Genomic DNA, 26,336 nt, shown 5'->3' with positions numbered 1-26,336 from the left:
ATAATTAAGCTATAATCAGGTGTAGTAAAAGTATGGCAAGTAAACCAACAATGCCAACTATTGATTCCATTAATGCCCATGATTTAAAAGTGTCTTTTAAACTTAAGCCAAAATATTCTTTAAACATCCAGAAGCCGGCATCATTTACGTGCGAGAACATCAGGCTCCCGGCACCTACCGCCAATACCATGAGGTTTGGATTGGTATGTGTTTGCTCCATCAGTGGCACAATAATCCCTGCAGTGGTTAAACCCGCAACGGTGGCAGAACCCACACAAAAGCGGATAACCGCAGCAATCAGCCAGGCCAGGAAAAGTGGTTCCAGTTCAACATGCTGGAGATAACCCGCAATCTGGTTGCTTACGCCACTCTCTGTCAAAACCTGTTTTAAAGCGCCGGAACCGGCAATAATCAATAAAATCAGGGCAATGTCTTTCACCGCATCACCGTAAATCCCCATAATTGCAGTAATCTTTTTCCCTTGAGATAAACCCAGCAACCAGGTAGCCACAATCAATACAATCAGCATCACCACAGATGGATGTCCTGCAAATAGTATATAAGGCAAAATGGCTGAATCAGCACTTAGTAAAAGCGGAAAGAAAGATGCTGCAGCCAGTAAAATAACCGGCAGTAAGGCGGTGAAAAAACTTTTAAATCCGCTCGGCAGGTCCTGATCAGCGATTTCAACAGCGCTGAAAGAAGCGATAGGAACAGCATTGATATTTTTCAACGTACGCGAAAATATGGGGCCGCCAATAATAATCGCCGGAATGGAAACCGCCAGACCGTACAACAATGTCAGCCCCATATCGGCTTTAAATTGCACAACCAAAGCCGCCGGCGAGGGATGCGGGGGCAAAAAACCATGGGTTACTGATAGCGCAGCCAGCATGGGTAAACCGATGTACAAGGCAGGTAATTTATACCGATATACTACCGAAAAAATCAGCGGTACCATTAGCACAAAGCCTATACCGTAGTAAAGCGGAATACCAATCAGAAATCCCGTCAGCACCATAGCCCATTGAATGTACTTTTGCCCGAATACCTGCATACTTACCTGAGCGATCTTTTGCGCAGCACCACTCTCAGCCACCAGTTTACCCAGCATAGCTCCTGCCGTAATGATAATGGCCAATGATCCCAGTACGTCGCCTATCCCCTTTTCTATGCTACCAGGGATTTTTGCGGGCGGTAAACCCAGCGCCAGCCCGGCTATAAAAGACACCAGCAAAAAAGAAATAAAAGCATTGACCTTAAAAACCGAGATCAGTACGATTAACAGCGCAATGCAAAGCAAAACGATTAGTATAGTCATTTAATTTACGATAATTTCGTCCAACATTAACCAGGCTTTTGTTCCGGCACCATAAAAACCATCAGGTATAACGCCAACATTGCTGGCTTTGATGCGTACGTAACGGGCTTGAACAGGATGAAGCTGGTGCAGAATCCTGTTAATTCCTTCCTGGCTAAAAACCGTTTGCCTCGATACTTCTTTAAACGATTGCTCATTTGTAGAAACCTCCACCACAAGCAATTTAGGCGGATGCATCTTTTGCCACTGATAATTCAATGTATTGATGCCCACCTCACGCACGGTCTTTTCTTCACCTAAATCAACTATCGCCTCAAAGTCACCTCCGCTTAATCCCAGCCACTCTCCATTATTATATAAATAAGAACCCTGAATACCATTGGTTAAGCGCTGGGGATCAATATTATAATTGCCCTGCCCCGCAGTGTTAAGTATAACTTTTTTACCTGAAGCCATACTTTTAACTATCGGCTGTTCAAACAACTTCCCAACGGGTTTACCGGCCTTAAAAAGCTGAGCTTTCAATGTTCCGGTGTTGTCAATTACAATCAAACTGCGATATATTTGACTGGTCATACCTGGATTTTTACCGTTTAAAGTATAATGGATTTCGGCATTGGGCAAATCAGTACTGAGCTTAAACCCCTTCGCAGCGTCCACACTTTCACAAGCGATGTCATAATAAGCGGTCGAATAGTTCAGTTTTTTCAAAAACCGCCCATTCGCCAGTAAGCGAGCCAGAAAATCAGGATAGTCCTTCTGCGCTTTTGCCGACCAGGCCGTTTCCGCAAGGGCAATCACACGCGGAAATATCATATACTCCGCTTTGGATGCATCGTCAAGATATTCGCTCCACACATTCGCCTGCACCCCTTTGATGTATTGCTGTTCTTCTGCATTCAATTCGGCAGGCATGGGTTCGTAATCATAAACCTTCCGTAGGGGCAGATAGCCACCTGCAGCAATTTGTTCACTTTTGTTGAGCGACTGATAGTAATCGAGATAAAGAAACTTTTCAGGCGTCATAATCACATCGTGTTTCAGTTTGGCGGCAGCAATGCCACCTTCCAATCCCCTCCAGCTCATTACGGTAGCATCGGGTGCCAGTCCACCTTCCAGAATTTCATCCCAGCCAATAATCTTTTTCCCCTTAGCATTAAGGTATCGCTCCATACGGGCGATAAAATACGATTGCAATCCATGCTCGTCTTTAAGCTTCTCCTCTTTAATTCTTTTCTGGCATTTCGGGCAATCATGCCAGCGGATTTTCGGACACTCATCGCCACCAATATGAATGTAAGCCGATGGAAACAACGGGATGACTTCGTCCAGCACCCCCTCAAGAAAGTGAAAGGTTTCTTCATTGCCTGCACAAAAAACATCGTCAAAAACACCCCAGTAAGTTGCGGTTTGATAAGGGCCTCCTGTACAACCCAGGTTGGGATAGGCCGCCAGTACTGCCTGAGCATGTCCCGGCATTTCAATCTCCGGAATGGTCGTAATCTGGCGTGCAGCGGCATAAGCAACAATATCTTTTATTTCTTCCTGCGTGTAGTAGCCACCATACCTTTTACCATCAAAACGGTGCGGATTAGCCCTTTTATGTCCGATAAGGGTCTCATTGCGATAGGCCGACCGGCTTTGAAGTAAGGGATATTTTTTAATCTCAATCCGCCAGCCCTGGTCGTCGGTTAAATGCCAGTGAAAAGTATTGATCTTGTAGAAAGCCAGTACGTCCAGCCATTTTTTAACAACTTCAACACTGAAGAAATGCCGTGCCACATCCAGATGCATACCCCGGTAAGCAAAACGAGGTGCGTCCTCAATGTGATATCCCGGTACGGTAATAACCTTCCCTTTATTTCTGATTAGCTGCACCAGCGACTGTAAACCATAAAAGAGACCTCTTTCATCAATCGCTTTTATGGTAATATTTTGACTGGAAACATCGAGCAGGTACGCCTCAGACTTCAAGTTCAATCCCGCATCAACGATCAGGTTGATACCCTTAGGCTCCGCTTTATTGCTTCGCAACAATGAAAAACCCGATAGATCTTCAAGATACTGATCAAAAAACGAAGTACTCCGTTTCATAGCACCGGCAACATACAACCGGGTTGTTTTCTGTATCAAAAAACTACCCGACTGTCTCAGCTCAACAACAGGCTTAGGGATAATTCCTGAACCGCTAAAGCTTTGTGCACAAACCCGTGCTGCGAAAACCTGAACCCCCAAAACCAAAAGCCAGGCCATGCATTTCACTTTACTCGTCAAAAATTGATTCAGAAGGTATTTCATCGTAAAACCTTTTACTACCACCTAAGGTAAGTTTAAAACTTTGTTTTCGCCTTCTATAATTACATTTTGCTGTTCCGCAATGGCTTTATATTCGTAAGCACCTTTCGGTAATGTGAGCGTTCCGGAGAAAGTTCCATCTGCCTTAATATTCACCCACGGGCTCATTTTCCAGTCGCCCGCATAAAGTGTTTCTACCTGCCCAAGATAAGGCCGGTAGTAAAATCTTGCCCGTTGGGGTTTAATTTTAGTATAATTAAGCACCTTGCCATTTAGCGTTGCAGTACCTGCTGCAACCTTGTAGTCACCACTCTGAACCATCGCTGCGTCCGCAAAAACGGGTTCAACATTTTCCAGTTTAATCACCACCGGATTCGGCCACCGGTGATCATCGTAAATACGTTGTGCCTTCACCACAGAAAGCTCAAGTCCATTTGCTGTTTGTTTAAATCTTGAGGACACATCCAGATCGGGTTTATATTCTATAATCCGGCTGTTTTGCCCCAATACGTTAATCCTGGTTTCATTAGTGGCCTTTGCCGACTTCAGCAGAAAAGTCCTACGTTCGCCCTCTTTCCAGTTTTTAGCGTCCATCACAATGGCAAATAATGTTCCAGGTGCTTTTTGCGTAAAATAAATATTCTGCTCTTTACTCACCACCCAGCTGCGCACATCATCCATAGCTTCATGGTTAATAAAATACCATCCCCCCATTTCACGCAAACGGTCCTCCTGCTCATTTGCTAAAGCACCATTTGCCTTAGGCCCAACATTCAGTAACAATGAACCACCTTTCGACCGGGCTTCAATCAGTAACTCAATTAATTGTGAACCCGACTTGTACCGTTCGTTGGTGGGCTGGTACTGCCAGGCAGTACCGATGGTAATCGGCGATAACCAGGGTTGAGTAATCTTGGCGCCTGGCAGGGTTTGCTCCGGGGTTAAAATTGCACCACGGGTAATCAGAATATTAGGTTGCATTTTCCATGCAGTTTCCTTTACCGTTTCCTTGGGATCACCATCAATAAACAATACATCTATCTTACCATAATTCTGCATCAGCTCTTCCGTTTGTTTACGGTTGTATTCTGCATATTCTTTCTTTATACCTGCGTCAAGGTTGGTAATATTTCTGCTGATAGGAATCTTATGCTTATAAAGAAAATTGAAGTCTTCCGGAGAAAAATAAAAGCCTACATCCAGTCCGGCTTCCCGTGTAGCTTTTACAAACTCTTTCAGCAGGTCTTTTTTATAGGGTGTATTGGTAATTTTAAAGTCTGTGGTTTTGGTATCCCAGAAACAGAAACCTGCATGGTGCTTAGTGGTAAACACAATGTATTTCATACCAGCCAGTTTGGCCAGTTCGGCAATTTCTTTAGGATTAAAAGATGAGGGATCAAAAGTTTTAGGCAGCTCGCTGAAATAACGATCCGTGTAATCATCAGAGGCGCCAACCAGTGAGTGACTGATCACTACACCCAGCTGGGCATCAACATTAAAGTGGATAAATAAACCTGCGCCGGTGTTGCGCAGCCATTCCTCACGCTCAGGTTTGTTTAAATTATAACTGCTCGAGGTTTCATCTTCCACCACATCATTACGCTGCGCAGAAACCGTACCCGCAAAAAACAGGCAGATTAAAAATATTCGGTATATCATTCGGATGTTTTAATCAATCCGGCAGCGCCTGGAAAGCCCTGCCGGATATCATGAATATATTACAATTTGTCCCACCAGATGCGGGTCATAAAATCATCAGCTCCCTGACGGGCGATAGCAGCATCAAGCGATGCGCGGTTTAAATTCTGCTCAGAAAGCGGGTATAACATTCTTCTGAAGATCCTGCCTCCCGTTGCATTACCCACATACACAACCGGTACCAAAGCCGGGTAACCGGTTCTTCTGTAACTGGCAAAAGCCTCCTGCGCATCAGGAAAGGCAGCCAGCCAATACTCGGTGTAAATCTGCTGCATTTTATCCTCAAAAGCTCCCGCTGTATTAAACGGATGGTACTTGATATAGGTATTGATCTGCAAATCGCTGATAATGCCATCCGCCGGTGCGATAATTGCCCATTGCTTCATGGCAGCCCGGATACCTGTTTCATATAGCGTAGCTGCAACACCACCGGTATACCAGCCCCGCAAAACAGCCTCTGCCAAAAGGAAATTGGTTTCAGCGGTGGTATAAATCAGTTTTGCACCACCCTGGGCGAGCACTGTTTTCTGGTTGGGCTCAGAATAAGTCACGAAATCAGCAGGTTTGGCACTTAAGGTAGCCGGCATTCCCTTTTGTACCGCCAGTGAAGTATCCGCAACACCATTTACATAAACAACCGATAGTATACCTAAACGCGGATCCTTGTTGTTTTTCATATAGGTAATAAATGTATTCTGGTATTTCCCACCCTCCGCATTGCTCACACCATCAGCCTTAATATAATCACTGTTATACAAACTTAAAGCAATCGGGTTTTTGTTAATATCCTGCCCGGCACTCATATAGGTAATTTTAGCAATGTCAGCATCATCAGTAATCACACCGCCAGCTATCGCTTTCTTCACCCAGGTTTCAGCTAAGGCAACATCTACTTTGGTTAAACGCATGCCTAAACGAAGCATCAGTGAATAAGCAAATTTTTTCCATTTAACGGTATTACCGGTATAAATCAAATCAGCCTGACCGAAGGTACCTTTAGCTGCATTTAAACTTAATGCCGATTCGTCCAGTTCCTTAAGCAGGTCCAGATAAATGCTCCGCTGTGCATCGTAAGTAGGTTTATAGTTCGAGTTGGTATAGCCTTGAGCCGCTTCAGAATAAGGAACATCACCATACAGATCGGTAATGCGGCTAAAGCAGTATGCTTTCCATATTCGTGCAGCAGCCAGTAAATTTACCTGCTCCGGATTGTCTTTCACGGCATTAATTACCAGTGCAAGTTCATTAATTTCCTGATAATAAGCATTGCTGAACTGCGCCGCAGATTGCTGACTCTGACTGGAAACATACTTTGAACCGAAACCAGCAACATCATTGAAACTCGTCGTGTATTGCATGGTACCCAATAACAGATTAAGATTATTCTTGGCTCCGTCATATTGCGCTTTCGTGAAAATGAAAGCAGGCTGAACAGATGTTGAAGATTCAGGATCAGTATTAATCTCCTGAAAGTCTTTTGTACATGATGCTAAAAGCGCACTTAATAACACTACGCAAGCAGCTGATTTATATTTATTTGTAAAATTTTTCATCGTTCATTATTAAAATTTGACCATTAAGTTTAAACCAAAGGTACGTGTGCGTGGTAATCCGATTGATTCGAAACCCTGTGCATTACCATTTGTATAACTCGATTCAGGATCGAAATTGTCGGTTTGTTTATAGAAGGTCAGGATATTGCGCGCAACAAATGAAATACTCGCCGATTGAATCTTTAAGAAATCCAGTTTTTTAACCGGAATATTGTAAGATAAAATGGCCTGACGGAGCTTGATAAACCCTCCATCATGCACAAACAATTCAGAATAATTACGCATATCATTGTAGTAGGCACGCAAATCGCTTACCGGAATTAAAGCAGAATACGGATTACCGGCCTGGTCAACACCTGAAATGGTTAAGCCATTTTCCCGACCGGGTAAAGTACTCTTCATTAAACCCAAACGGGTAGCGTAAACCTCCTTAATCGAAAATACTTTATTTCCGAATTTACCATCAATCAGAAAACTCAGGTTAAAATTACCGAACCTGAAATCCTGAGTTAATCCCATGGTTAACGGCGCTACGCCATCTCCAAGTTCCTGTAAACCTGTTGCAACCGGACGCTTCGTTGCTGAATTATATACAATATCCCCCGCGTTATTCCTTAATATCTTAGTCCCCACTATCGTTCCATAAGAACTACCAACCGTTTGATTAATGTAACCCCAGTTACCTACAGAAGTGGCCATTTGAAAAGTATTAGTACCTTCAACCAGCTTAATTACTTTACTTTTATTGTAAGCAACATTATAGCTGATGTTCCAGCCAAATTTATCACCCTGAACCGGAGACCCTGTTAATAAAAACTCAACTCCTTTGTTACTCAGTTCACCAACGTTCAATACAGCATTATTATATCCTGAAGTAGATGAGATGGCTGCATTGAGAATGTCATCACTGGTTTTGCGGCTATAGGCCGTAAAATCTAAACCTAAACGGCCTTTAAACATTTTCAGTTCTACACCAGCCTCATAAGTGGTAGAGGTATAGGGTTTCAAACTCGGGTTGGTAATGTCGTTAGTCGTCACATTCTGGAGCGGCTGTCCGGCACTTGGAACATTACTGTAACTTAAATTAATTTTATACGGATCGGCAGCACCACCACCTACTTCAGCCCATGATGCACGGACCCTCAGAATATCGATGGATGAAGGAAGCTTAAACGCATCAGAAACCACAAAACTGCCCCCGACACTTTGATACAATATACTGTTGTTATCAGGACTTAAAGTAGAAAACCAGTCATTACGTGCCGTATACGTTAAAAACAAAATGCTTTTATAATCTACGTCAGCCGACCCGAATACTGAATTTGTCCTCATTCTTTGATACGTTGGAATGGTACTCGCAGTAGCCAGGTTTTTATAGCTGTAGAAATATGGAATGGTAAAAGTATTGCCATCCATATTCAACTGTTTATTTTCGAAACGGCGGCTGTTCGCTCCACCCAAAATGGAAATTCCGATTTTATCAGCAATGCGGTTTTTATAATTTCCCGTAAGGAATGAGTTTGTCTCCGAAACATCCGATTTAATACCCGAATACTGACCCTTAGGAATATAAATATCGCCCGTTGGCAAAATATTAACATAGTTATAGTTGTAAAAATCACGGCTGATTACCCCTTTTAACTGAAAGTTCTTAACAATATCATAGGTGATAGATCCCTGGCCTATAAATCTGTTCTTCACGTCATTCTGTTGATATTTGTTCATCACAAAATACCCGTTTGTGGCAATACCGGCATCGTTCCACGGGGTTTGATTTCCCGCAGCATCGTAACCCGGAGCCAGCCAGCGCACATCTACCGTATTGGCTACTTCATACGGCGTCCAGTTCGGATTACCCAAAGCATCGCCCGCAAGGGTTCGTCCATAACCTCTTTCCAGGTTGTATTGGGCCAAACCTTCAACTTTGATCTTATCGGTAATCTTTGCATTGATATTTAAGTTGGCCGTTTGTCGTTTAAATTTAGTTGTAGAGATGATCCCTTTGCTATCTAAATCCGATAAAGATAAACGGTAAACAATGCCATCAGTACCGCCCGAAAAAGCAATGGTATTCGTAAAGTTCGTGCCCGTAGAATAAAAGTTATCAATGTTATTTTTTACCGCACTATAGGGATGGGTTAATCCGTCTGCAGCCACATAATCAGAACCGTCTATCTTCGCTCCAAATGACAAACGACCCGTTGCAATGGCATCATTCTTAGTCATCGGCTTTACGCCGTTTAATCCCTGCCCATATTCATACTGGTAATCGTTATCGTTAATCGCATTTTCAATTGTAAACGTCGAATTGTAATCTACACCAATGCCTTTTTGCTTGGTTCCTTTTTTAGTGGTAATTAAAATTACACCATTACTCGCACGAGAGCCGTATAAAGCCGCTGCAGTACCGCCTTTTAATACGGTTATGCTTTCAATATCATCAGGATTGATGCTGGAAATTCCATCACCCCTGTCAACATTTGTTGCCAGTCCGTTTGTAGTCGCAGCACCCCCTGGTACACTATTATCAATCGGCATACCATTCACTACGTAAAGTGGTTGATTGTTACCATTAAATGAACCATTACCACGGATAATTACCCGGCTCGACCCACCCGGACCGGTTGACAAACCAGTAGCATTCACACCAGCAATTTTACCGGTTAAAGCGTTGGCCACGTTGTTCTCTCTCGCCTGAGTAAATTCCGATCCTTTCACTTCTGTAACGGCATAACCCAATGCTTTGCTGTCACGTTTGATTCCTAAAGCCGTAACCACCACGTCGTTTAAGCTGCTGGCACTCTCTTTCAACTTCACACTCACAGGCGATTTGAAATCAGTTACCGGAACTTCAAGCGTTTCATAACCTACCGATGCAATGCTTAAAATGATGGGTTTTCCAACCAGTTCGTTTGGGATAGTAAGGCTGAATTGTCCCTGTGTATCAGTCGATGCACCCGTCTTGGTTCCTTTAATATAAACGGTCGCGCCGATCAATGGAAGGTTGTCGCTGGCTGAAATCACTGTTCCTTTAATCACATCAGCTGCATTAGCCACCGTGGCATTTATAATGATGTACTGCGAATCGCTGATCTTATTAAAATCAAGTGTTGAGCCATCCAGAGCAAAAGTTAAGGCCGTCTTGGCATCTCCAAACGCCATCAGTTGTGTTTCAGTAAGGTTGCTGTCTTTGTTCTCCAGAATGCCAGCCTTGTAAGCTATTTTAATATCAAACCGTGTTTTAATGATTTGTACGGCATTTTTAAGTGATATTTTATTAGTATTAATGGTTTGCGCTTTTACGCCGTTCGCATGGGCCACGTTGCGGGCCATCAGCTGGGCCGAACAAAATAACGTACACGCGCAGAGCATCATAGTCAGGCAGCCGTATTTAGCCACCCTCCTAAGGTAGAGTAATCTCATAATCCTGTTTAGTTTAGGTTTTGTTGGTTAATTGTTTTGTTGTTTCTATAGCCAGGATAGGATTCAAGCGCTTAAATCCTACCCTTACTACTGGGTAATGGTTATTTTCTTATTGTGTGTTGTAATATTTACATGCAAGGTGGTCGATAAAATCTGAAGCAGTTCTTTAACACTGCCTACATTAATTTCCCCTTCAACCCTGAGCCCGTTGAGCTTCTCATCGCCCAAAATAACATCGTAGCCCAGGTCGTCTTTTAATAGGCCGATCATCTCTTCCAGACTGGCATTTTGAAATACCAGCTGACGGTTGATCCAGGCGGTTAAATGTTGCGGGTTAGCCATCTTCTGATGAACAAGGTTGCTTTCGCCACCATACTTTACCAGGTCACCAGGCTTCATCACAAACTGCTTCCGGTTTTGGGCTTCGTCATCGTAATCTACCCTGATCTTTCCCGTCAGCAGCCCTACACTGGTTTTTTCATGCCTGCGCTTTACATTGAAGGTGGTTCCTAATACTTCAATGTTCATGTCGCCGCTATGCACGATAAACTTTTCTGACGGCTTGATATTGTTCGTATCAATGTTGATGTGCTTAACCTTAAATAAAGCTTCACCATCAATCCAGACTTCCCTTGCCCCCTCGCCGAAGTCTGCGGCATAACTGATTTTCGAATTACCGTTTAGCGTTACTTCCGATCCGTCAGGCAAAGTGATGGTTTTAATCATGCCATAATCGGTTTTTACCGCATCCTTATTCCAAAAAGTAAAGTAAAAGACAGCGGGTAAAATCACTACTGCGAAAATTGCAGCAACCCTGAAGAAAGTGGAGAAGGAAAGTTTTTTGACTGTTGGCTGGCTTGCCGTGATGGTCTCAGCTATTTTTTCGAAAACAGATTGCTGGGCAGCATCGTTGCTAAATACTCTTTGATTGCGATAAGTGGAAATGGTATCGAATGCCGCAAGAGCTACTTTGCTTTTATATGGATATTCCGCTCTGAATTTTTCCCAGGCCAATAAATCCGAAGCATTTTGCCCGATAACAAATGCCACGAAGACATCATCGTTCAAAAAATCCTCAAAAGTATAATGTGTAAATCTAGAAAAATCCATATCAGCAAGTTATTATACTCCCTATATACATGAACCCGCCTAAATTATCCCTACTTTTTTAAAAAAAATTAATTAATTTCTAAAAGTGCTTTTTTTGACGCAAAAACAGTTAAAATCATCAACAAATCAACCAGTTTAACACGTTCCTGAAGTTTACCAATTGCCTTATACAGCAGTTTATAGGTAGAACTGACATTTAAATTCATGATATCTGCAGCCTCTTCATAACTCAAACCCTCATAAAATCTCAGATAAATAATTTCCTGTTGCCTGGCAGATAAGGTTTGAATCGCTTCCTTTAACTTCCTCTGTAAGTCTTTTTTCGATTCATCGGCTATAAAAACCGTATCAAACGATACTTCGAAATTAAAAGGATAATCTTCATCGGACTCTATATTTACAAAGCGCTGCTGCGTTTCCATCTTCCTGAACAATAAGTTTCGCAGCGATTTATAAAGATAATTTTTAACCGAAACCGGGTCCCCCAGCTGACTTCTTTTGGCCCATAGATGAACAAAAAGATCGTGTACTGCATCCTCAATCAGGCTTACATCCCGGGTAAATTTATAGCCATAGTTATTAAGCGCCTTAAAATGGGTATTATAAAGTTGCATATAGGCATTCCAGTCGCCCTCCTTAAAGGAGCTCCATTCCATACTACTGGTTTCGTGATGTTGGACTTTTTTTAACGGCATAAGGATATTTCGATTTACTAACATAATAAAATTAACCTACTAAAGAAATAGAATGGGAAATTAGTTCACGCTCACCTTAATCCTGAATGCTGAACCAGGCCAGTCTTAACTTCGAGCTTGCTGGCCCCCTTTCTATTTCTGCAGTTAAGACATCTTTTGCACGGAAGTAAATCGATTTAAACTAAAATTACAAACCCGTAAAGATAAAAGTAACTTAACCTCCCCTTTACACAGGTCCTCTAGCTTTGCAGCAATTCCAAGGAAACCGATAACAAATTTCCCTTTTTAACTAATTATTAATTAAAATGAAAAAACCTTTACTGTCTAGGCAGAGGGTTGTGGTTTATGCTTCCATTGCATGTATGCTCTTGAACAGTATTCCCGCCTCCGCCACGACTAACGTGAATTTACCAGTCAACGACCATGCTGCCGATAAGCTTGCCACAGGAACCATTAGTGGAAAAGTAGTCGACGAAAAAGGAGAACCCCTACCCGGAGCCAGCATCCTGATCAGGGAGTTAACTAAAGTAGTACAAAGTGCTGGCGACGGATCATTCAGTGTGAATGTTCCGGCAGGTACCTATAACATCTCTGTTTCATTTATTTCCTACACCACACTCACTTTCAATAAAGTGGTGGTTAAAGACAATGAAAACACGCCTTTAAACATTACCCTGAAAGGCGAATCAGGCACACTGAACGAAGTGCTGGTAGTAGGTTACGGTACGCAAAAAAGAGAAAACGCCACGGGGGCCGTGGATCAGATTACCGCAAAAAGTATCGAAAACAGACCAATCACCAACCTTTCACAAGGCCTGCAGGGTTTGCTGCCAAACCTCAACCTGAAAATGATGGATGGTAAGCCAACGCAGTCACCCAGTTACAACATCAGGGGAACAACTTCTATTGGCCAGGGTGGTAATGCCTTAGTGCTGATCGATGGTTTTGAGGGCGATCCGTCACTGTTGAATCCAAACGACATCGAAACCGTATCCATTCTTAAAGATGCGGCCTCAGCTGCCATTTATGGTGCAAGAGGTGTGTTCGGAGTAGTTCTAATTACAACAAAAAAGGGTGAAAAAGGACGTACCAGCGTTTCATATACCTCAAACTTTGCCTCTAAATCTCCCATCGTACGGCCTGATCTGGTAACAGACGGCTATACCTGGGCAAAAATGTTTGCCGAAGCATTTGTAAATGGCGATGGTGCCTTTCCACAAAATGCCAATAAAACACAGGTGTTCTCGCAGGCATATCTCGATGAATTTAAAAGACGCGTGGAATCCGGACAACCCTACAGTACCATCGACGTGAACCCAACTACTGGTCAGTATACTTACTATGGCAGTACCGATTATTACGGCGAGTTGTACAAAGACAATACTAATGCTTTCGAAAATAATCTATCTGTAAGTGGCGGAAGTGACAAGGCCACATTTCTCGTATCTGGTCGCTTTCTAGATCAGGACGGATTGTTCAGATACAACAGCGATGACTATAGCATGAAAAATATCCGTGCACGCGGAACCATTCAGGTTTTTCCATGGCTGAGCGTAGAAAACAATGCAGATTATTCAGTAATGAATTACCACAACCCAATCAACGTAGGTGAAGGTGGTGGAATCTGGAGAAATATTGCAGATGAAGGCCACCCTACCATGCCCTTGTTTAATCCCGATGGCTCACTTACATTCTCATCTGCCTACACCGTAGGCGATTTCTTCTATGGCAAAAATGGAATCGATACCAAACGTGCCGTATTCAGAAACATTACCGGATTAAGAACCAATTTCTTCAACAATAAATTTCGCGTAAACGCCGATTTTACATTCCGCAATACCAATAACAATATCGAACAAAAGCGGGTTCAGGTACCTTATAGCAATTCCCGCGGGGTAACAGCCTTTGTAGGTACCACCACAAACGACTTATTATTCGATACCCGGGAAACCAATTACATCGCTACAAACATTTTCGCTGAATTTGAAAACAAATTTGGAGCAGACCACTACCTTAAAGCAATGGTGGGTTACAATTATGAGCAGTCTACCTACAACCGCGTAGCCGTTCAACGAAACGGGATCATTTTCGAAGACGCTACAGATTTAAACCTGGCCTTAGGGCAAGCAATTACCACGAATGGTGGCTATGAGCAATGGGCAATCCTTGGCGGCTTCTCAAGGTTGAACTACGGCTTTAAAGACCGTTACCTGATTGAAGTAAATGCACGCTATGATGGATCATCGAAATTTCCGTCCAATCAACGTTACGGATTTTTCCCTTCTGTATCAGCCGGATGGAGAATCACCAAGGAATCATTCTGGAAGGTATCTGATAAACTTATTTCTGACCTCAAAATCAGAGCATCTTATGGCTCATTAGGAAACGGAAACATTGCGTCCTATGCTTTTCAGGATCAGTTCAATGTGACACAATCCGGGGTTATACTAAACGGCTCACGCCCGCAAACAACCAAAAACCCCGTGGTTCTACCAGATGGATTAACCTGGGAAACCTCTACCACCACCAACGTTGGCTTAGATTTATCCATGCTCTCCGGACGTTTGAATTTCACTGGCGATGCCTATGTGCGTAAAACCACTGATATGTTTACCACCGGACTTACCCCTCCGGCAGTATTCGGCGCTAATCCTCCGAAAGGTAATTATGCCGATTTAACTACGCGCGGCTGGGAAGCCTCAATATCCTGGGCCGATAGAATTGGTAATGATGAGAAACCGTTTAAATATAACATCCGACTCACACTGGCGGATAACAAAACAAAAATTGATAAATACAATAACCCGGATAAACTGTTAAGTGATTACTATGAAGGACAAACCCTTGGTGAAATATGGGGTTATGAAACCGAAGGATTTTTTATCGATGCGGCAGATATTGCATCACATGCTAAACAGGATCCACAAATGCGTGCCTCTCCTTCTGGTCTGTTGTTCCCCGGTGATATTAAACTGAAAGACCTGAATGGTGATGGCTTTATTAACGTCGGCGAAAATAAGGTAGGTAAATCGGGCGACCGTAGAATCATCGGAAATTCAGCACCAAGATATATGTATGGTGTAAACCTGGGAGCAGAATGGAATAACATCTCCTTCTCAGTTTTCTTCCAGGGAGTTGGAAAACAGCAATGGTACCCGAGTACGGAGAGCGAAATGTTCTGGGGCCAATACAACAGGCCATATAACAACATCCCGACCTTTCATTTGGGGAACATGTGGACACCAACCAACACCGATGCCTATTTCCCGCGTACCATGTCAAGGGCAGCGTCGAGCAATACCAATCGTACACTCGGTGTAGCACAAACGCGCTACCTTCAGAATGTCGCCTACATCCGTATGAAGAACTTACAGGTGGGTTATACCTTACCAAATAAATGGGTAAATAAAGTAGGTGCACGTTTTGCCAAAGTATTCTTCTCAGGCGAAAACCTCTTCACTTACTCACCAATGTACAAAATCGTAAAAAACACAATAGATGTAGAGAATGCCGTGCCTTCTGATCAGGATTTGAATGCCGGTAGTACCAATGGTGATGGCTATAACTATCCTTTAATGAAAAGTTTCTCACTGGGTTTAAACATTGGATTTTAATTAAGGATCATTACACAATCAATATGAAAAAATTATCTATATTCTTTTTATTGGCCTGCACAGTGCTCGCGGCCTGTAAAAAGCTCGATCAGCAACCCGAGGCTACACCCACAAAACAAGCTGTTTTTGGTACCGAAAACGGGTTGAAATTATATACCAATTCCTTTTACGGAATGGATTTTATGCCGAAAAACTCCACGAGCAAAGATGCCATGTCTGATTATCTGGCTGTAAAAGCAGTTGAAGATTTTATTCGTGAAGGTGGTTTCAGTGCAAGCAACGGCTCTGGGTGGACCTGGACTGATTTAAGAAACATCAACTATTTCATCCAGAACTGTAACGATCCCGCAGTTCCGGCAACTATCCGCAATAACTACATCGGTATCGCACGCTATTTCAGGGCTTACTTTTATATGGAGAAAGTGAAACGCTTTGGGGATGTGCCCTGGATTAATAAAGCCTTAAACGCCGACGACCCTCAGTTATATGCAGGTCGCGATAAACGCGAACTGGTAATGGATTCAGTACTGGCCGATCTTAACTTCGCTATCGCAAACATTTCAGCTCAGGATGATGCCAGCCGCACAACCGTTACAAAATCGGTAGCCAGTGCTTTCAAATCAAGAGTATGCCTTTTCGAAGGTACTTTTAGAAAGTATCATGATGAGCTTGGTCTTACCGCTACAGCAAACAGATGGCTACAGGAATCAGTTAATGCTGCCGATCAGATTATCAAAAGCAAAACTTATTCTATCAATACCAACGGAGGCCCCGGTGTTTCTTACCGACAGGTATTCAACAGCAATACCCCTGTTGTAGGCGAAGTAATCCAGTCTGCGGTAGCCGACCTGAACCTGGGTGTACTCAATGAAGCCAACTGGTGGTGGACAAGTGGTACCTATGGGGCCAAAGCCAGCTTCACGCGCACCTTTATCAATACTTATTTAAATCTAGACGGAACGCCTTTCACCAACAACCCGGCTTACCGGACCATGTTGTTTAAAGATGAAGTCAAGAACCGCGACTTGCGCCTTAAACAAACCATCCGTCTGGGTGATTATAAAAGAATCACAAATGGGGTGGCAGTGCCCGCTCCTCCTGTTTTCTCTTACACCTTCACAGGCTATCAGCCCATAAAATGGACACTCGATGATACCTATTATGATGCCGGTGCCTTAAATACCAATGCCGTTTCGCTATTCCGTTATGCAGAAGTACTCTTAAACTACGCCGAAGCAAAAGCTGAACTGGGAACATTAACGGATGCCGACTGGGCGTTAACGGTAGGTGCATTAAGGTCGAGAGCAGGAATTACGGCAGGCCTAACCACCAAACCTACAATAGTTGATCCTTATCTGGTTGCTAACTATTTCCCCGGTATTAGCGATGCTACTATTCTAGAAGTGAGAAGAGAACGCGGTATTGAACTGAGTCTCGAAGGTCTTCGTTTTGCGGATTTGTTAAGATGGAAAAGAGGCCCGCTAATGGAACAGGAATGGAATGGCTTTTATGTTCCGGCTTTAACTACCCCACTCGATCTAAATGAAGATGGCGTGCTCGACGTAGCTTTCTATCAGGGAACCGTTCCCAGCCCGGCTGTCAATGGTGTAACTTACGTCAACGTTTCCCCAAGAACCGCAACTGCCGTAAACTCACAGCTATTGAAAAATGGAACTTCAGGCGAATTAACCTGGATGAATGAAATCCCTAGAAAATGGAACGACCGCAATTACTACTACCCGATTCCATTGAATGATTTGCAGCGAAATCCCAATCTGAAACAGAACCCGGGATGGCAATAGAATATAACGGGATGGCAGAAGATGCCAGCCCAATCGATCTGTAATCAACGCGCTCAAAAAAAAATCCTGTAAGCAAAAACTTACAGGATTTTTTTGTTAAGCAACCTGGATCTCATTCATCCAATGACCCAATTAACATTTACGGCCTCGCCCCGGCACCTGCTCCGTAAACACTCCCTGGCTTAGCACCCATATAGAATACCAGCTTACCACCCTTCACCATATCTTTATGCAGAATATACGTGTAAGGATAAGGCTTTCCGTTCAATTCAACCTTTTGGATATACTTGTTTTGAGCACTGTTATTGACCGATGTGATCATAAAAGTTTTCTGGTTTCCCAAATCGATCGTTGCACTTTCAAATAACGGTGAGCCGAATACATACTTTCCTTCAAAAGGATTAACAGAGTACATACCCAACGCACTGAAAGCATACCAGGCACTCATTTGTCCCACATCCTCATTACCGCTTAAGCCATCGGGCTTAGTGGTATAAAACTTATCCATCACCTCACGCACCAGTTCAGCTGTCCTCGAAGGTTCGCCGATATAATTATAGAGATAGGTAATGTGGTGACTCGGTTCATTTCCATGTGCGTATTGACCAATCAGCCCCGAAATATCAGGTGCCGCACTGGCATGTTGCTTAGACGACATGGTGAACAAACTATCCAAACGCTTTTTGAAATCCTGTTTCCCACCAAGTACATTAATCAGGCTATTCACATCCTGAGGAACAAAAAACAAGTATTGCCAGGCATTTCCCTCAGTAAAGTCCGAAGTTTCAGGTTTTGAAAATACAGGATCAAGTGGGCGCTTGAAAGAGCCATCGGCTAAACGACCATTGAAAAAGCCTGCGGCCTTATCAAAGTAAAGCTTGTAAAGTTCACTTCTTTTCGTAAAGTATGCCGCATCTTCCTTTTTCCCTAACGCCTTCGCCACTTTTGCAATACCTGCATCAGCAACAGCATATTCCATCGCCCATGCTACCGATTCATGCATTTTATCCGATGGGATATAGCTCAGTTTATTCAAATATTGAAGCCCCATCGAATCCCGCGTAGCTGTATGTTTCATGGCCTGATAAACTTCTTCTTTTTGTGAAGCATCAATAAGCCCTTTTCCAAAGGCATCGGCCAGAATAATAATCGCCGGATTACCCACCATACAATCGGTTTCACTACCCACCAAAGGCCAAACCGGAAGCCGCCCTTGCTGTTGATGAATGGCTAGCATCGATTTCGTAACCTGTTTAACCATGTCAGGCTGAACAATAGTCATAAACGGGCTCCATCCACGATAGATATCCCATAACGACATGGTGGTGAGGTTTTTAAACGGCGCGCGTGAATAAACCTTCTTATCCGTACCCCGGTAATCCCCATTGGCATCATTAAATAAAGTAGGACCATAATACATATGGAAAAGTGCCGTGTAGAAGATTTCCTTATTGCGGTCACTTTTATCGCTTACCTTAATTTTAGATAAGGTCTTTTCCCAAACCTGATCGGCCTGCTGCTGATACTTACTGAAACTCCCGCTTGCAGCCTCAGTCTTCATATTAGCCAGTGCATTTTCTTCACTAACGGGCGACAAGGCTACTTTAACCGTCAGATCAGGATTTTTAGCGGCGTCGAAAAACAAAGCCACTTTCGAATGCAAACCTTCAACCTGCTGTGAAGCCTGAAGCGTGCTGTCGGCATAAAAAGCCGACTTAGTAACAGGCTGCGAGGTTCTCACCGCAAAATACAGGCGCTGATCGCTTGACCAACCCTTAGACAACCGATAGCCGGTGTAGGTCGAGTCGTTTACTTTTTTAATAAATGTCTTTACCGGTTTATCCCAGTTCATGGAAAATCCCAGATCAATCAGAATGTGGGCATTATCTGTTTTATTGTAATGATACTGATGAATCCCCACACGCTCTGTAGCCGTTAGCCTGGCATCAACATCATATTTATCCAGGTGAACAGCATAGTAGCCCGGGTGGCATACCTCCGATTTCTTGCTGAACATTGAACCGTAACCAGTTTCAGGTTGATCAAACTTCATTGGGTAAAGCTGTACAGCGCCATTTGCAGGAACTACCATAATGTCGTTCAGGTCTCCTATTCCCGTACCACTCAAGTGGGTATGCGTAAAACCAAGAATCTCCCGACTCAAATAATTGTAGCCCGAACACCAGTCCCAACCATTAAATTTATCCCAGCTACGCCCTATTTGCGAAGGACCAAGTTGTACGGCACCGAATGGCACATTCGCACCCACAAAAACGTGACCGTGGTCTTCAGAACCAATAAAAGGATTTACGTAACTCGTTAAGGATTTTTGCTGTGCGTAAACTGCGGCTGAGGTCATCAAACCAGCAATACACATCGTAATTGTTTTCTTTAGCATTTGTGTAAGTTATTATCCGGAAACTTGAGCGCTGTTAGACTCGCCTAAAATAAGAGATTTCATTTATAAAATGACCTGATTTGGAATTTTTGTTTAAACGTTTTAGTAGATGGCAATATTGGCCTCACAACCTCTAAACCCACATTGTAAACAACGCCTCTGATCAAAAAGCAGAAAAATTGTTATAAACGTTACAATAACATTTAAAAATAATCCTAATATTTGTCTCTCAAAACTGATCAAATAACAAAACCAAATATTACCGGAAAAAGGGTAAAAATCATTCAATGCGAAGATCATTTGCAACCGCGTTAAACTGATGAAATCCTTCGGAACCATCCTAACCGATACACTAAAATGAAACACCTGAAATTCATCCTCTTTGCTCTTGTGCTCAACTGTTCATACACGCTGTCATTTGCGCAGGACCTAAGCGTCAAAAGTCCGGATCAAAAACTCCTGGTCAAAATCAATATTGAACAAGGAAAACTTTTTTACAAGGTAAGTCTCGCCGGCAAAGAAATGCTCGAATGGTCGCCATTAGGACTTAAAGGAAAACAGATGGATTTATCATCAGGTCTAAAGCTTACGGATAAGCAGTTACGCCAGATCGATCAAAACTACACCGAGCCCAAAATTAAAATCAGCACGATAAGATACCAGGCCAATGAGCTCACCTGCAAATTTGAAAATGAGAAAAAGAACAAAATTGAACTCGTATTCCGCGTAAGCAATAACGATATTGCTTTCCGGTACCAGATCCCACAAACAGGCGAATCCGCCAATTTTATTATTGATGAGGAACTGAGCGGATACAAATTTCCTGCGCAAACCACTACTTTTTTAACCCCGCAGGCCACGCCAATGATCGGCTGGATGAAAACCAAACCCAGTTATGAGGAAGAATACAATCCCGATCAGGCTATGGGCGTTCCATCGAAATATGGCGTAGGCTACACCTTCCCTGCCCTTTTTCACCTGGGCGACAAAGGATGGGTATTGCTCTCCGAAACAGGAGTGAATTCGCTATACTGCGGATCGAAATTGAGCGAAGGCACAAAAGACGGCAATTACAAAATCGCTTTCCCGGAGCCTGGTGAAAATAATGGAATGGGCCGTGCAAATCCAACCATTCCCCTTCCCGGAAACACGCCCTGGCGAACCATGACCGTAGGTAGCACCCTAAAGCCAATTACAGAAACAACCATCCCTTTCGATGTAGTTGAACCTCAATACGAGGCTTCAAAAAAATATACCTTCGGACGCTCCACCTGGAGCTGGTTGTTATGGCAGGACGCCAGTATCAAGTACGATGACCAGAAAACATTTATTGATCTGGCCGCTTCAATGGGTTATGAATTTGCACTCATTGATGGTGGCTGGGAGAAAAATATCGGCTATAAAAAAACGGAAGAGTTGATCGCCTATGCAAAAACCAAAGGCGTAGGCATATGCCTCTGGTACAACTCCAACGGATTCTGGAATGATGCTCCTCAGGATCCTAAAGGCAGGATGAACACCGCCTCAGCGAGAAAACAGGAAATGGCCTGGATGCAACGCATGGGTGTCAAAGGAATTAAGGTGGACTTCTTCGGTGGCGATAAGCAGGAAACCATGAAACTATACGAAGACATCCTGTCTGATGCCAATACCTTCGGATTGACCGTAATTTTCCACGGCTGTACGCTTCCACGCGGATGGGAACGCATGTATCCCAATTATGTGGGTAGTGAAGCGGTACTGGCTTCTGAAAACCTCATCTTTACCCAACATGCGAATGATATGGAAGCATTCAATGCCACCCTACATCCCTTTATCCGTAATGCTGTTGGGGCAATGGAATTCGGACCCGTACTTTTAAACAAGCGCCACAATAAGAAAAACGACGGTGGCACCACCAGAAAAACCACTGAAACCTTTCAGATTGCCACCGCTGTACTTTTTCAGAGCCCGGTGCAAAACTTTGGCATTACCCCAAATAACCTCACAGATGTATCCGCTCCTGTAATGGATTTCATGAAAAAAGTACCCACAACATGGGACAATACCCTTTTCTTAGACGGATATCCTGGGAAGTATTGCGTGATCGCCCGTCGTCACGGAGATCAATGGTATGTAGCAGCAATCAATGCAGAAAAAACAGAAAAAAATATTACCGTAACGCTTCCATTTCTAACCGGTAACGACCTTTCCGTGTACGACGATGCTGCAGACCGCACACCCCAGCTGAAACAGATGAAGCTCAATAAAGCCAGACAGGTTAAGTTGAAACTGCTCCCTGACGGTGGAACAGTATTGGTAGGAAAATAGCCGGGAAAACCGGTTGCAATGTATTGAAGATATGGAAATGAGGTTGAGGTTGATCATTGTACTTTGCGTGTACTCCCTTTCGCTTTGGGCCCAGCCCAACCAGGCGAAATATCTTTCCCTGCAGGAAGGTTTGTCCAGTCAGCAGGTAATTGATGTAGTGCACGATCACGATGGCTTTGTGTGGATTGCCACCGAAATGGGACTCAACCGTTTTGCAAGCAATTCCTTCAAGCATTTTTACAAGTCTGAAAAATCTGATGGTTCTTCTGTAAACAGCAACGAAATCAACACATTGCTGTACGATAACGATAAGCTCTACATTGGTACCCGTGCTAACGGATTAAATGTTTACGATACCAGAACCAACCAGTTTTCCTATTACCTGCACAGCGATAAAGATCCCCAATCGCTGGCTACAAACGACATCACCGACATCATCAAATCGGCTAATGGTAACCTATGGCTGGCAACCTACCATCAGGGGGTACAGCAATTTGACCCGGTAAAAAAAATCTTTAAACGTTTCAACAGAAAAAATATTCCGGGTTTACCCGAAAATAGCATCTGGTCGCTGGCAGAAGATCAAACAGGTAACCTGTACATTGGCCATGTCAATAAGGGCGTGTCCATCCTGGATCCCAAAAGCCATTCCGTTACTGTGCTTAGCACTGCTGGAACTTTGCTCCCTGATAACGAAGTCAAATCGCTTTTCTGCGACAAGTTCAACAACATCTGGATTGGAACCAGAAAGGGACTGGCCATCTATCATCCTTCAACCCGGCAAATTCAAAGGGTCAGCCTCTCAGAAAAAAGCAGAAATGGCCTCGAACCATTTGTCTACTCCATTAAAGAAATTAACGGGGACATATGGATTGGTGCAGAATCATCGCAGCTGTTCATCCTCAAAACAAATGACCTTGCAAAGGCAGTGATGCCGAAAATCACCTCCATCACACCTTTCTATCTTAAAAGAGGAAATACCTCATCTGTGCAAAGCATCGATCTCGATCAGTTTGGCAATATCTGGATGGGTATATACAGCGGTGGTATTGCGTTCGTCAGTCACGTAAAACCTTTCTTCTCCATATTATCAACAGAAAATTTGATGCAGGTAGAAGGCAAACCTGCTACGGTGACCAGCATACTTAATGATCGCGACAATAGTGTCTGGTTAGGTACTGTTGGTGATGGCATTCTCCAAATTGATGCCAATGGGAAAGTGAGCAGGAAAAATATGCGTAACAGTGGCATCGCAGACGACTTTCTGCTCTCCGGCTTGCAGGATAGCGATAACAACAAATGGTATGGTTTACAGAATAGTGGTGTATCTTTTTATGACCCAAAAACCCAAGCCTGGAAAAAAATCAATGCCGGAGAAAAAATGTCTTCCGTAAGGGCCATCGTTGAAGACAAAGAGGGAAATATTTGTTTTGCAGCCGAAGAGGGGCTTTTCATTCACAATCCCCGCACCGGATCTTTCAAAAAAATTGTAACCAACACACCCATGCTGGGAGATTATGCCCCCCGCACACTCATAGAAGACAATAAGGGAAACATGTGGATTGGTACCTATGGACAGGGGATTTACATATTTAACCACGATGGAAAACTGATTCAAAGAATTTCTAAGGGTCAGGGCATCAACAGCAATACCATCAACCAGCTCTTTGCCGATAAACAAAATAACATCTGGATTGCCACCAACGAAGGTATCGCATTCCACAAAGCCAATACCTTACCAGGTCATATCCAAAACATCATCCCACCGGGAGGCGATGCCTGGCTAACCATAAACGCCATTGCAGAAGATGCCGGTGGAAACATCTGGTGCGCCACACGCTCAGGAATTTTGCGTTATATTCCAGGAAAAAAACGGTTCTTAAGCTATGATCAGGCATTCGGTTTACCACTCGGTGGTTTCACCATTAACAGCGTGGGGAAAGACCCGGCAGGACAAATCTTCTTCGGAATGCCGGCTGGCGTATGCTATTTTAATCCTTTAAACATTCCACTTACCCTGCCAGAATCCCCCATTAAAATCAGCCGCTTTATGGTATTCAATACCGGTGAAACGCATGCACAATCCGAAAAATACCCGGGAATTTCCGAAGAAATCGCGCTTAATCATGATGAAAACAGCTTCCGTGTGGAACTGGCGGTAATGGACTATGCCCTGCACGATATGGTGGAATTTAGCTATCAGCTTCACGGACGGGATGAAAAATGGGTATTTCTGGGCGATGAGAAAAACCTCGATTTCAGGAACATCCCACACGGCAGCTATGAACTTCGCATCCGTACCAGGCTAAAAAATGAAACCTGGTCGCAGGATTATAAAAGACTCCTGATCAGGGTTTCCCCCCCTTTTTACCTCAGCACCCTGGCCATGATAATCTACGCACTGGTACTTATCTCAGTTATCATCACCCTGGTTTTATTTCACATCAGAAAAGTATATGCCGAGGCCGAGCTTCGGGTAAAAAAACTGCAGATTGAGCAGGATGGGAAATTAAACATGGAAAGGATGAATTTCTACACCAACATCACCCACGAACTGCGCACACCCTTAACCCTCATTCTTGGGCCACTCGAAGACCTCCTTCATGAAGAAAAGCTGGCCACAAAACATAGAGAAGGCGTGCTGATGGTTCAGAAAAATGCCAACAGGCTGTTCTCACTGGTGAATCAGTTGCTTGAATTCCGTAAGGTAGAATCACAATACAAACCATTGGTTTTGGGTGAAGATTTTTTAGGTGAACTGGTACAACATATTGTGCAGAAATACAGCGAAGCCAATACCAACAGCAACCTGGAAATTCGCTGCAAAATTGAACAGGAAGATATTAAAACTATTTTCGACGCAGAAATTGTACAATTGATTCTGGATAACCTTCTGTCCAATGCCTGCAAGTATACCACATCGGGAAGTATTGAAGTCCGCCTGCGATACGAACAGGATCCGCTCAGTACCAGTGCCCTGATTTGTGTAGAGGATACAGGTTGCGGAATTGCCCCGGAACATCTTGGTAAAATATTCGACCGCTATTATCAGGTTCCTAAGTCAGTGAGTCACGGCACAGGCGTGGGCCTCTCACTGGTTAAAGAACTGGCCGCGATACACCACGGCAAAATATCTGTTAAAAGTGAGCCTGGAAAAGGAAGTGAATTTTGCGTACGCTTGCTTACCAATGCCGTTGCACCTGCCTTACCGGAAACCGGAATGGGAACAGATTTACATGCTCTGGCAACAAATGCCGATAGCCGCCCGGTTATCCTGCTCGTTGAAGATGAAATGGACCTGCGTGAGTACCTGACCACTGTACTCGCTGCAAACTATGAAGTAATTACTGCAGGAAATGGCAATCAGGGCTTTGAACTGGCAAAGAGTCACATCCCTGATTTAATTTTAAGTGATGTGATGATGCCTGACATGGATGGCTTTACCATGCTCGAAAAAATGAAGCAACAAAGGGAAACAAGTCACATCCCAACGATATTTTTAACCGCAAAAGACACCGAAGCCGACAAGGTACGGGGATATAGCCTCGGCGTAGATTCCTACCTGACCAAACCCGTGAGTCCAAAACTACTCCTTAAACGGATAGAAAACCTGCTTCTCAAACGCAAAGCCGTATATGCTGAAGTACTGGGCCGGCTTTCTACCGATAAAAAAGGTCTACCCCCCGCAAGTGCTGATACGGAACAAAACCTTTGGCGTGAAAATGCTTTTGTACAGGAATTCGTTAACCTCGTAGAAGGATGCATTCAGGATGAGATACTCGATGCAGCAACCCTGGCCGAAAAAATGAACATGAGCCAGTCTACACTCTACAGAAAATTAAAAGGACTTACCGGTAAAAATATCAACCAGCTGGTACGCAAAATCAGGATTCAGAAAGCTGCCCAGCTGCTGCGTTCAGGCCAGTATAACGTAACCGAAGTAGCCCTGATGGTGGGCATTAACAGCTCCATTTATTTCCGGCAATGCTTCAGGGAAGAATTTGGTCAGCTACCCTCCGAATACCAGAAAAAGAAGCCTCAAACGTAGAAAACACTGTTTTTGACGAAATATTAGTCGTTAATTGACGGATTTGTATATGTCTGCAAATCGGTCAAT

Annotated in this window: 12 protein-coding genes; 4 read left to right on the top strand and 8 right to left on the bottom strand. The window is 43.6% G+C overall.

The window, feature by feature from the left end; all coding sequences use genetic code 11:
* Nucleotides 1-4: 4 nt before the first annotated feature.
* The 7 genes from R2Q80_RS17285 to R2Q80_RS17255 all read right to left on the bottom strand — a co-directional run bounded on the left by R2Q80_RS17285 (nucleotide 5) and on the right by R2Q80_RS17255 (nucleotide 12,095).
* Nucleotides 5-1,321 (bottom strand): gluconate:H+ symporter, encoded by a 1,317-nt coding sequence (locus tag R2Q80_RS17285; protein WP_316800803.1) that lies wholly within the window; start codon nucleotides 1,319-1,321, stop codon nucleotides 5-7.
* Entirely contained in the window at nucleotides 1,322-3,619 is a 2,298-nt protein-coding gene (locus R2Q80_RS17280) for a glycoside hydrolase family 20 protein (RefSeq protein ID WP_316800802.1), read from the bottom strand.
* Nucleotides 3,620-3,640: 21 nt separating this feature from the next.
* Complete coding sequence (locus R2Q80_RS17275) at nucleotides 3,641-5,275, bottom strand: alpha-L-fucosidase (RefSeq protein WP_316800801.1); 1,635 nt, start codon at nucleotides 5,273-5,275, stop codon at nucleotides 3,641-3,643.
* A gap of 59 nt (nucleotides 5,276-5,334) precedes the next feature.
* The gene (locus tag R2Q80_RS17270; RefSeq protein ID WP_316800800.1) at nucleotides 5,335-6,867 is read right to left on the bottom strand and encodes a SusD/RagB family nutrient-binding outer membrane lipoprotein; all 1,533 of its coding nucleotides are present in this window, start codon (nucleotides 6,865-6,867) and stop codon (nucleotides 5,335-5,337) included.
* A 9-nt stretch (nucleotides 6,868-6,876) separates the two neighbouring features.
* On the bottom strand, nucleotides 6,877-10,290 hold the full coding sequence (locus tag R2Q80_RS17265; RefSeq protein WP_316800799.1) for a SusC/RagA family TonB-linked outer membrane protein: 3,414 nt from the start codon (nucleotides 10,288-10,290) through the stop codon (nucleotides 6,877-6,879).
* Nucleotides 10,291-10,377: 87 nt separating this feature from the next.
* Nucleotides 10,378-11,400, bottom strand: a complete 1,023-nt coding sequence (locus tag R2Q80_RS17260; protein WP_316800798.1) for a FecR family protein — start codon at nucleotides 11,398-11,400, stop codon at nucleotides 10,378-10,380.
* A 68-nt stretch (nucleotides 11,401-11,468) separates the two neighbouring features.
* Nucleotides 11,469-12,095, bottom strand: a complete 627-nt coding sequence (locus tag R2Q80_RS17255) for a sigma-70 family RNA polymerase sigma factor (protein ID WP_316800797.1) — start codon at nucleotides 12,093-12,095, stop codon at nucleotides 11,469-11,471.
* Nucleotides 12,096-12,400: 305 nt separating this feature from the next.
* Between R2Q80_RS17255 and R2Q80_RS17250 the strand changes: the two genes are divergently transcribed.
* Both R2Q80_RS17250 and R2Q80_RS17245 read left to right on the top strand, forming a co-directional pair.
* Nucleotides 12,401-15,709 carry a TonB-dependent receptor gene (locus R2Q80_RS17250; protein ID WP_316800796.1) on the top strand — a complete coding sequence of 1,103 codons (3,309 nt, stop codon included), beginning with the start codon at nucleotides 12,401-12,403 and terminating at the stop codon, nucleotides 15,707-15,709.
* 23 nt (nucleotides 15,710-15,732) lie between these two features.
* Nucleotides 15,733-17,511, top strand: coding sequence for a RagB/SusD family nutrient uptake outer membrane protein (locus R2Q80_RS17245; protein WP_316800795.1), 1,779 nt, complete (start codon nucleotides 15,733-15,735; stop codon nucleotides 17,509-17,511).
* Nucleotides 17,512-17,650: 139 nt separating this feature from the next.
* Here the strand turns inward: R2Q80_RS17245 and R2Q80_RS17240 are convergent, their stop codons facing one another.
* Nucleotides 17,651-19,909: a GH92 family glycosyl hydrolase gene (locus R2Q80_RS17240; RefSeq protein ID WP_316800794.1), complete on the bottom strand. Its 2,259-nt coding sequence runs from the start codon at nucleotides 19,907-19,909 to the stop codon at nucleotides 17,651-17,653.
* A 357-nt stretch (nucleotides 19,910-20,266) separates the two neighbouring features.
* Here R2Q80_RS17240 and R2Q80_RS17235 point away from each other — a divergent pair, with 357 nt between their 5' ends.
* Both R2Q80_RS17235 and R2Q80_RS17230 read left to right on the top strand, forming a co-directional pair.
* Nucleotides 20,267-22,219 (top strand): glycoside hydrolase family 97 protein, encoded by a 1,953-nt coding sequence (locus R2Q80_RS17235; protein WP_316800793.1) that lies wholly within the window; start codon nucleotides 20,267-20,269, stop codon nucleotides 22,217-22,219.
* A 31-nt stretch (nucleotides 22,220-22,250) separates the two neighbouring features.
* A complete protein-coding gene (locus R2Q80_RS17230) occupies nucleotides 22,251-26,267 on the top strand; it encodes a two-component regulator propeller domain-containing protein (RefSeq protein ID WP_316800792.1) in 4,017 nt (1,338 codons plus the stop codon).
* Nucleotides 26,268-26,336 lie beyond the last annotated feature (69 nt).

This window comes from Pedobacter frigidisoli, assembly GCF_032678525.1.
Taxonomy (GTDB): domain Bacteria; phylum Bacteroidota; class Bacteroidia; order Sphingobacteriales; family Sphingobacteriaceae; genus Pedobacter; species Pedobacter frigidisoli_A.
Note: the sequence above shows the minus strand (reverse complement) of the source record. Positions and strands in the feature narration are given on the sequence as shown.

Coding starts and splice junctions, on each gene's coding strand:
- R2Q80_RS17285 (WP_316800803.1), bottom strand. CDS start 1,321: ATGACTATACTAATCGTTTTGCTTTGCATTGCGCTGTTAATCGTACTG.
- R2Q80_RS17280 (WP_316800802.1), bottom strand. CDS start 3,619: ATGAAATACCTTCTGAATCAATTTTTGACGAGTAAAGTGAAATGCATG.
- R2Q80_RS17275 (WP_316800801.1), bottom strand. CDS start 5,275: ATGATATACCGAATATTTTTAATCTGCCTGTTTTTTGCGGGTACGGTT.
- R2Q80_RS17270 (WP_316800800.1), bottom strand. CDS start 6,867: ATGAAAAATTTTACAAATAAATATAAATCAGCTGCTTGCGTAGTGTTA.
- R2Q80_RS17265 (WP_316800799.1), bottom strand. CDS start 10,290: ATGAGATTACTCTACCTTAGGAGGGTGGCTAAATACGGCTGCCTGACT.
- R2Q80_RS17260 (WP_316800798.1), bottom strand. CDS start 11,400: ATGGATTTTTCTAGATTTACACATTATACTTTTGAGGATTTTTTGAAC.
- R2Q80_RS17255 (WP_316800797.1), bottom strand. CDS start 12,095: ATGCCGTTAAAAAAAGTCCAACATCACGAAACCAGTAGTATGGAATGG.
- R2Q80_RS17250 (WP_316800796.1), top strand. CDS start 12,401: ATGAAAAAACCTTTACTGTCTAGGCAGAGGGTTGTGGTTTATGCTTCC.
- R2Q80_RS17245 (WP_316800795.1), top strand. CDS start 15,733: ATGAAAAAATTATCTATATTCTTTTTATTGGCCTGCACAGTGCTCGCG.
- R2Q80_RS17240 (WP_316800794.1), bottom strand. CDS start 19,909: ATGCTAAAGAAAACAATTACGATGTGTATTGCTGGTTTGATGACCTCA.
- R2Q80_RS17235 (WP_316800793.1), top strand. CDS start 20,267: ATGAAACACCTGAAATTCATCCTCTTTGCTCTTGTGCTCAACTGTTCA.
- R2Q80_RS17230 (WP_316800792.1), top strand. CDS start 22,251: ATGGAAATGAGGTTGAGGTTGATCATTGTACTTTGCGTGTACTCCCTT.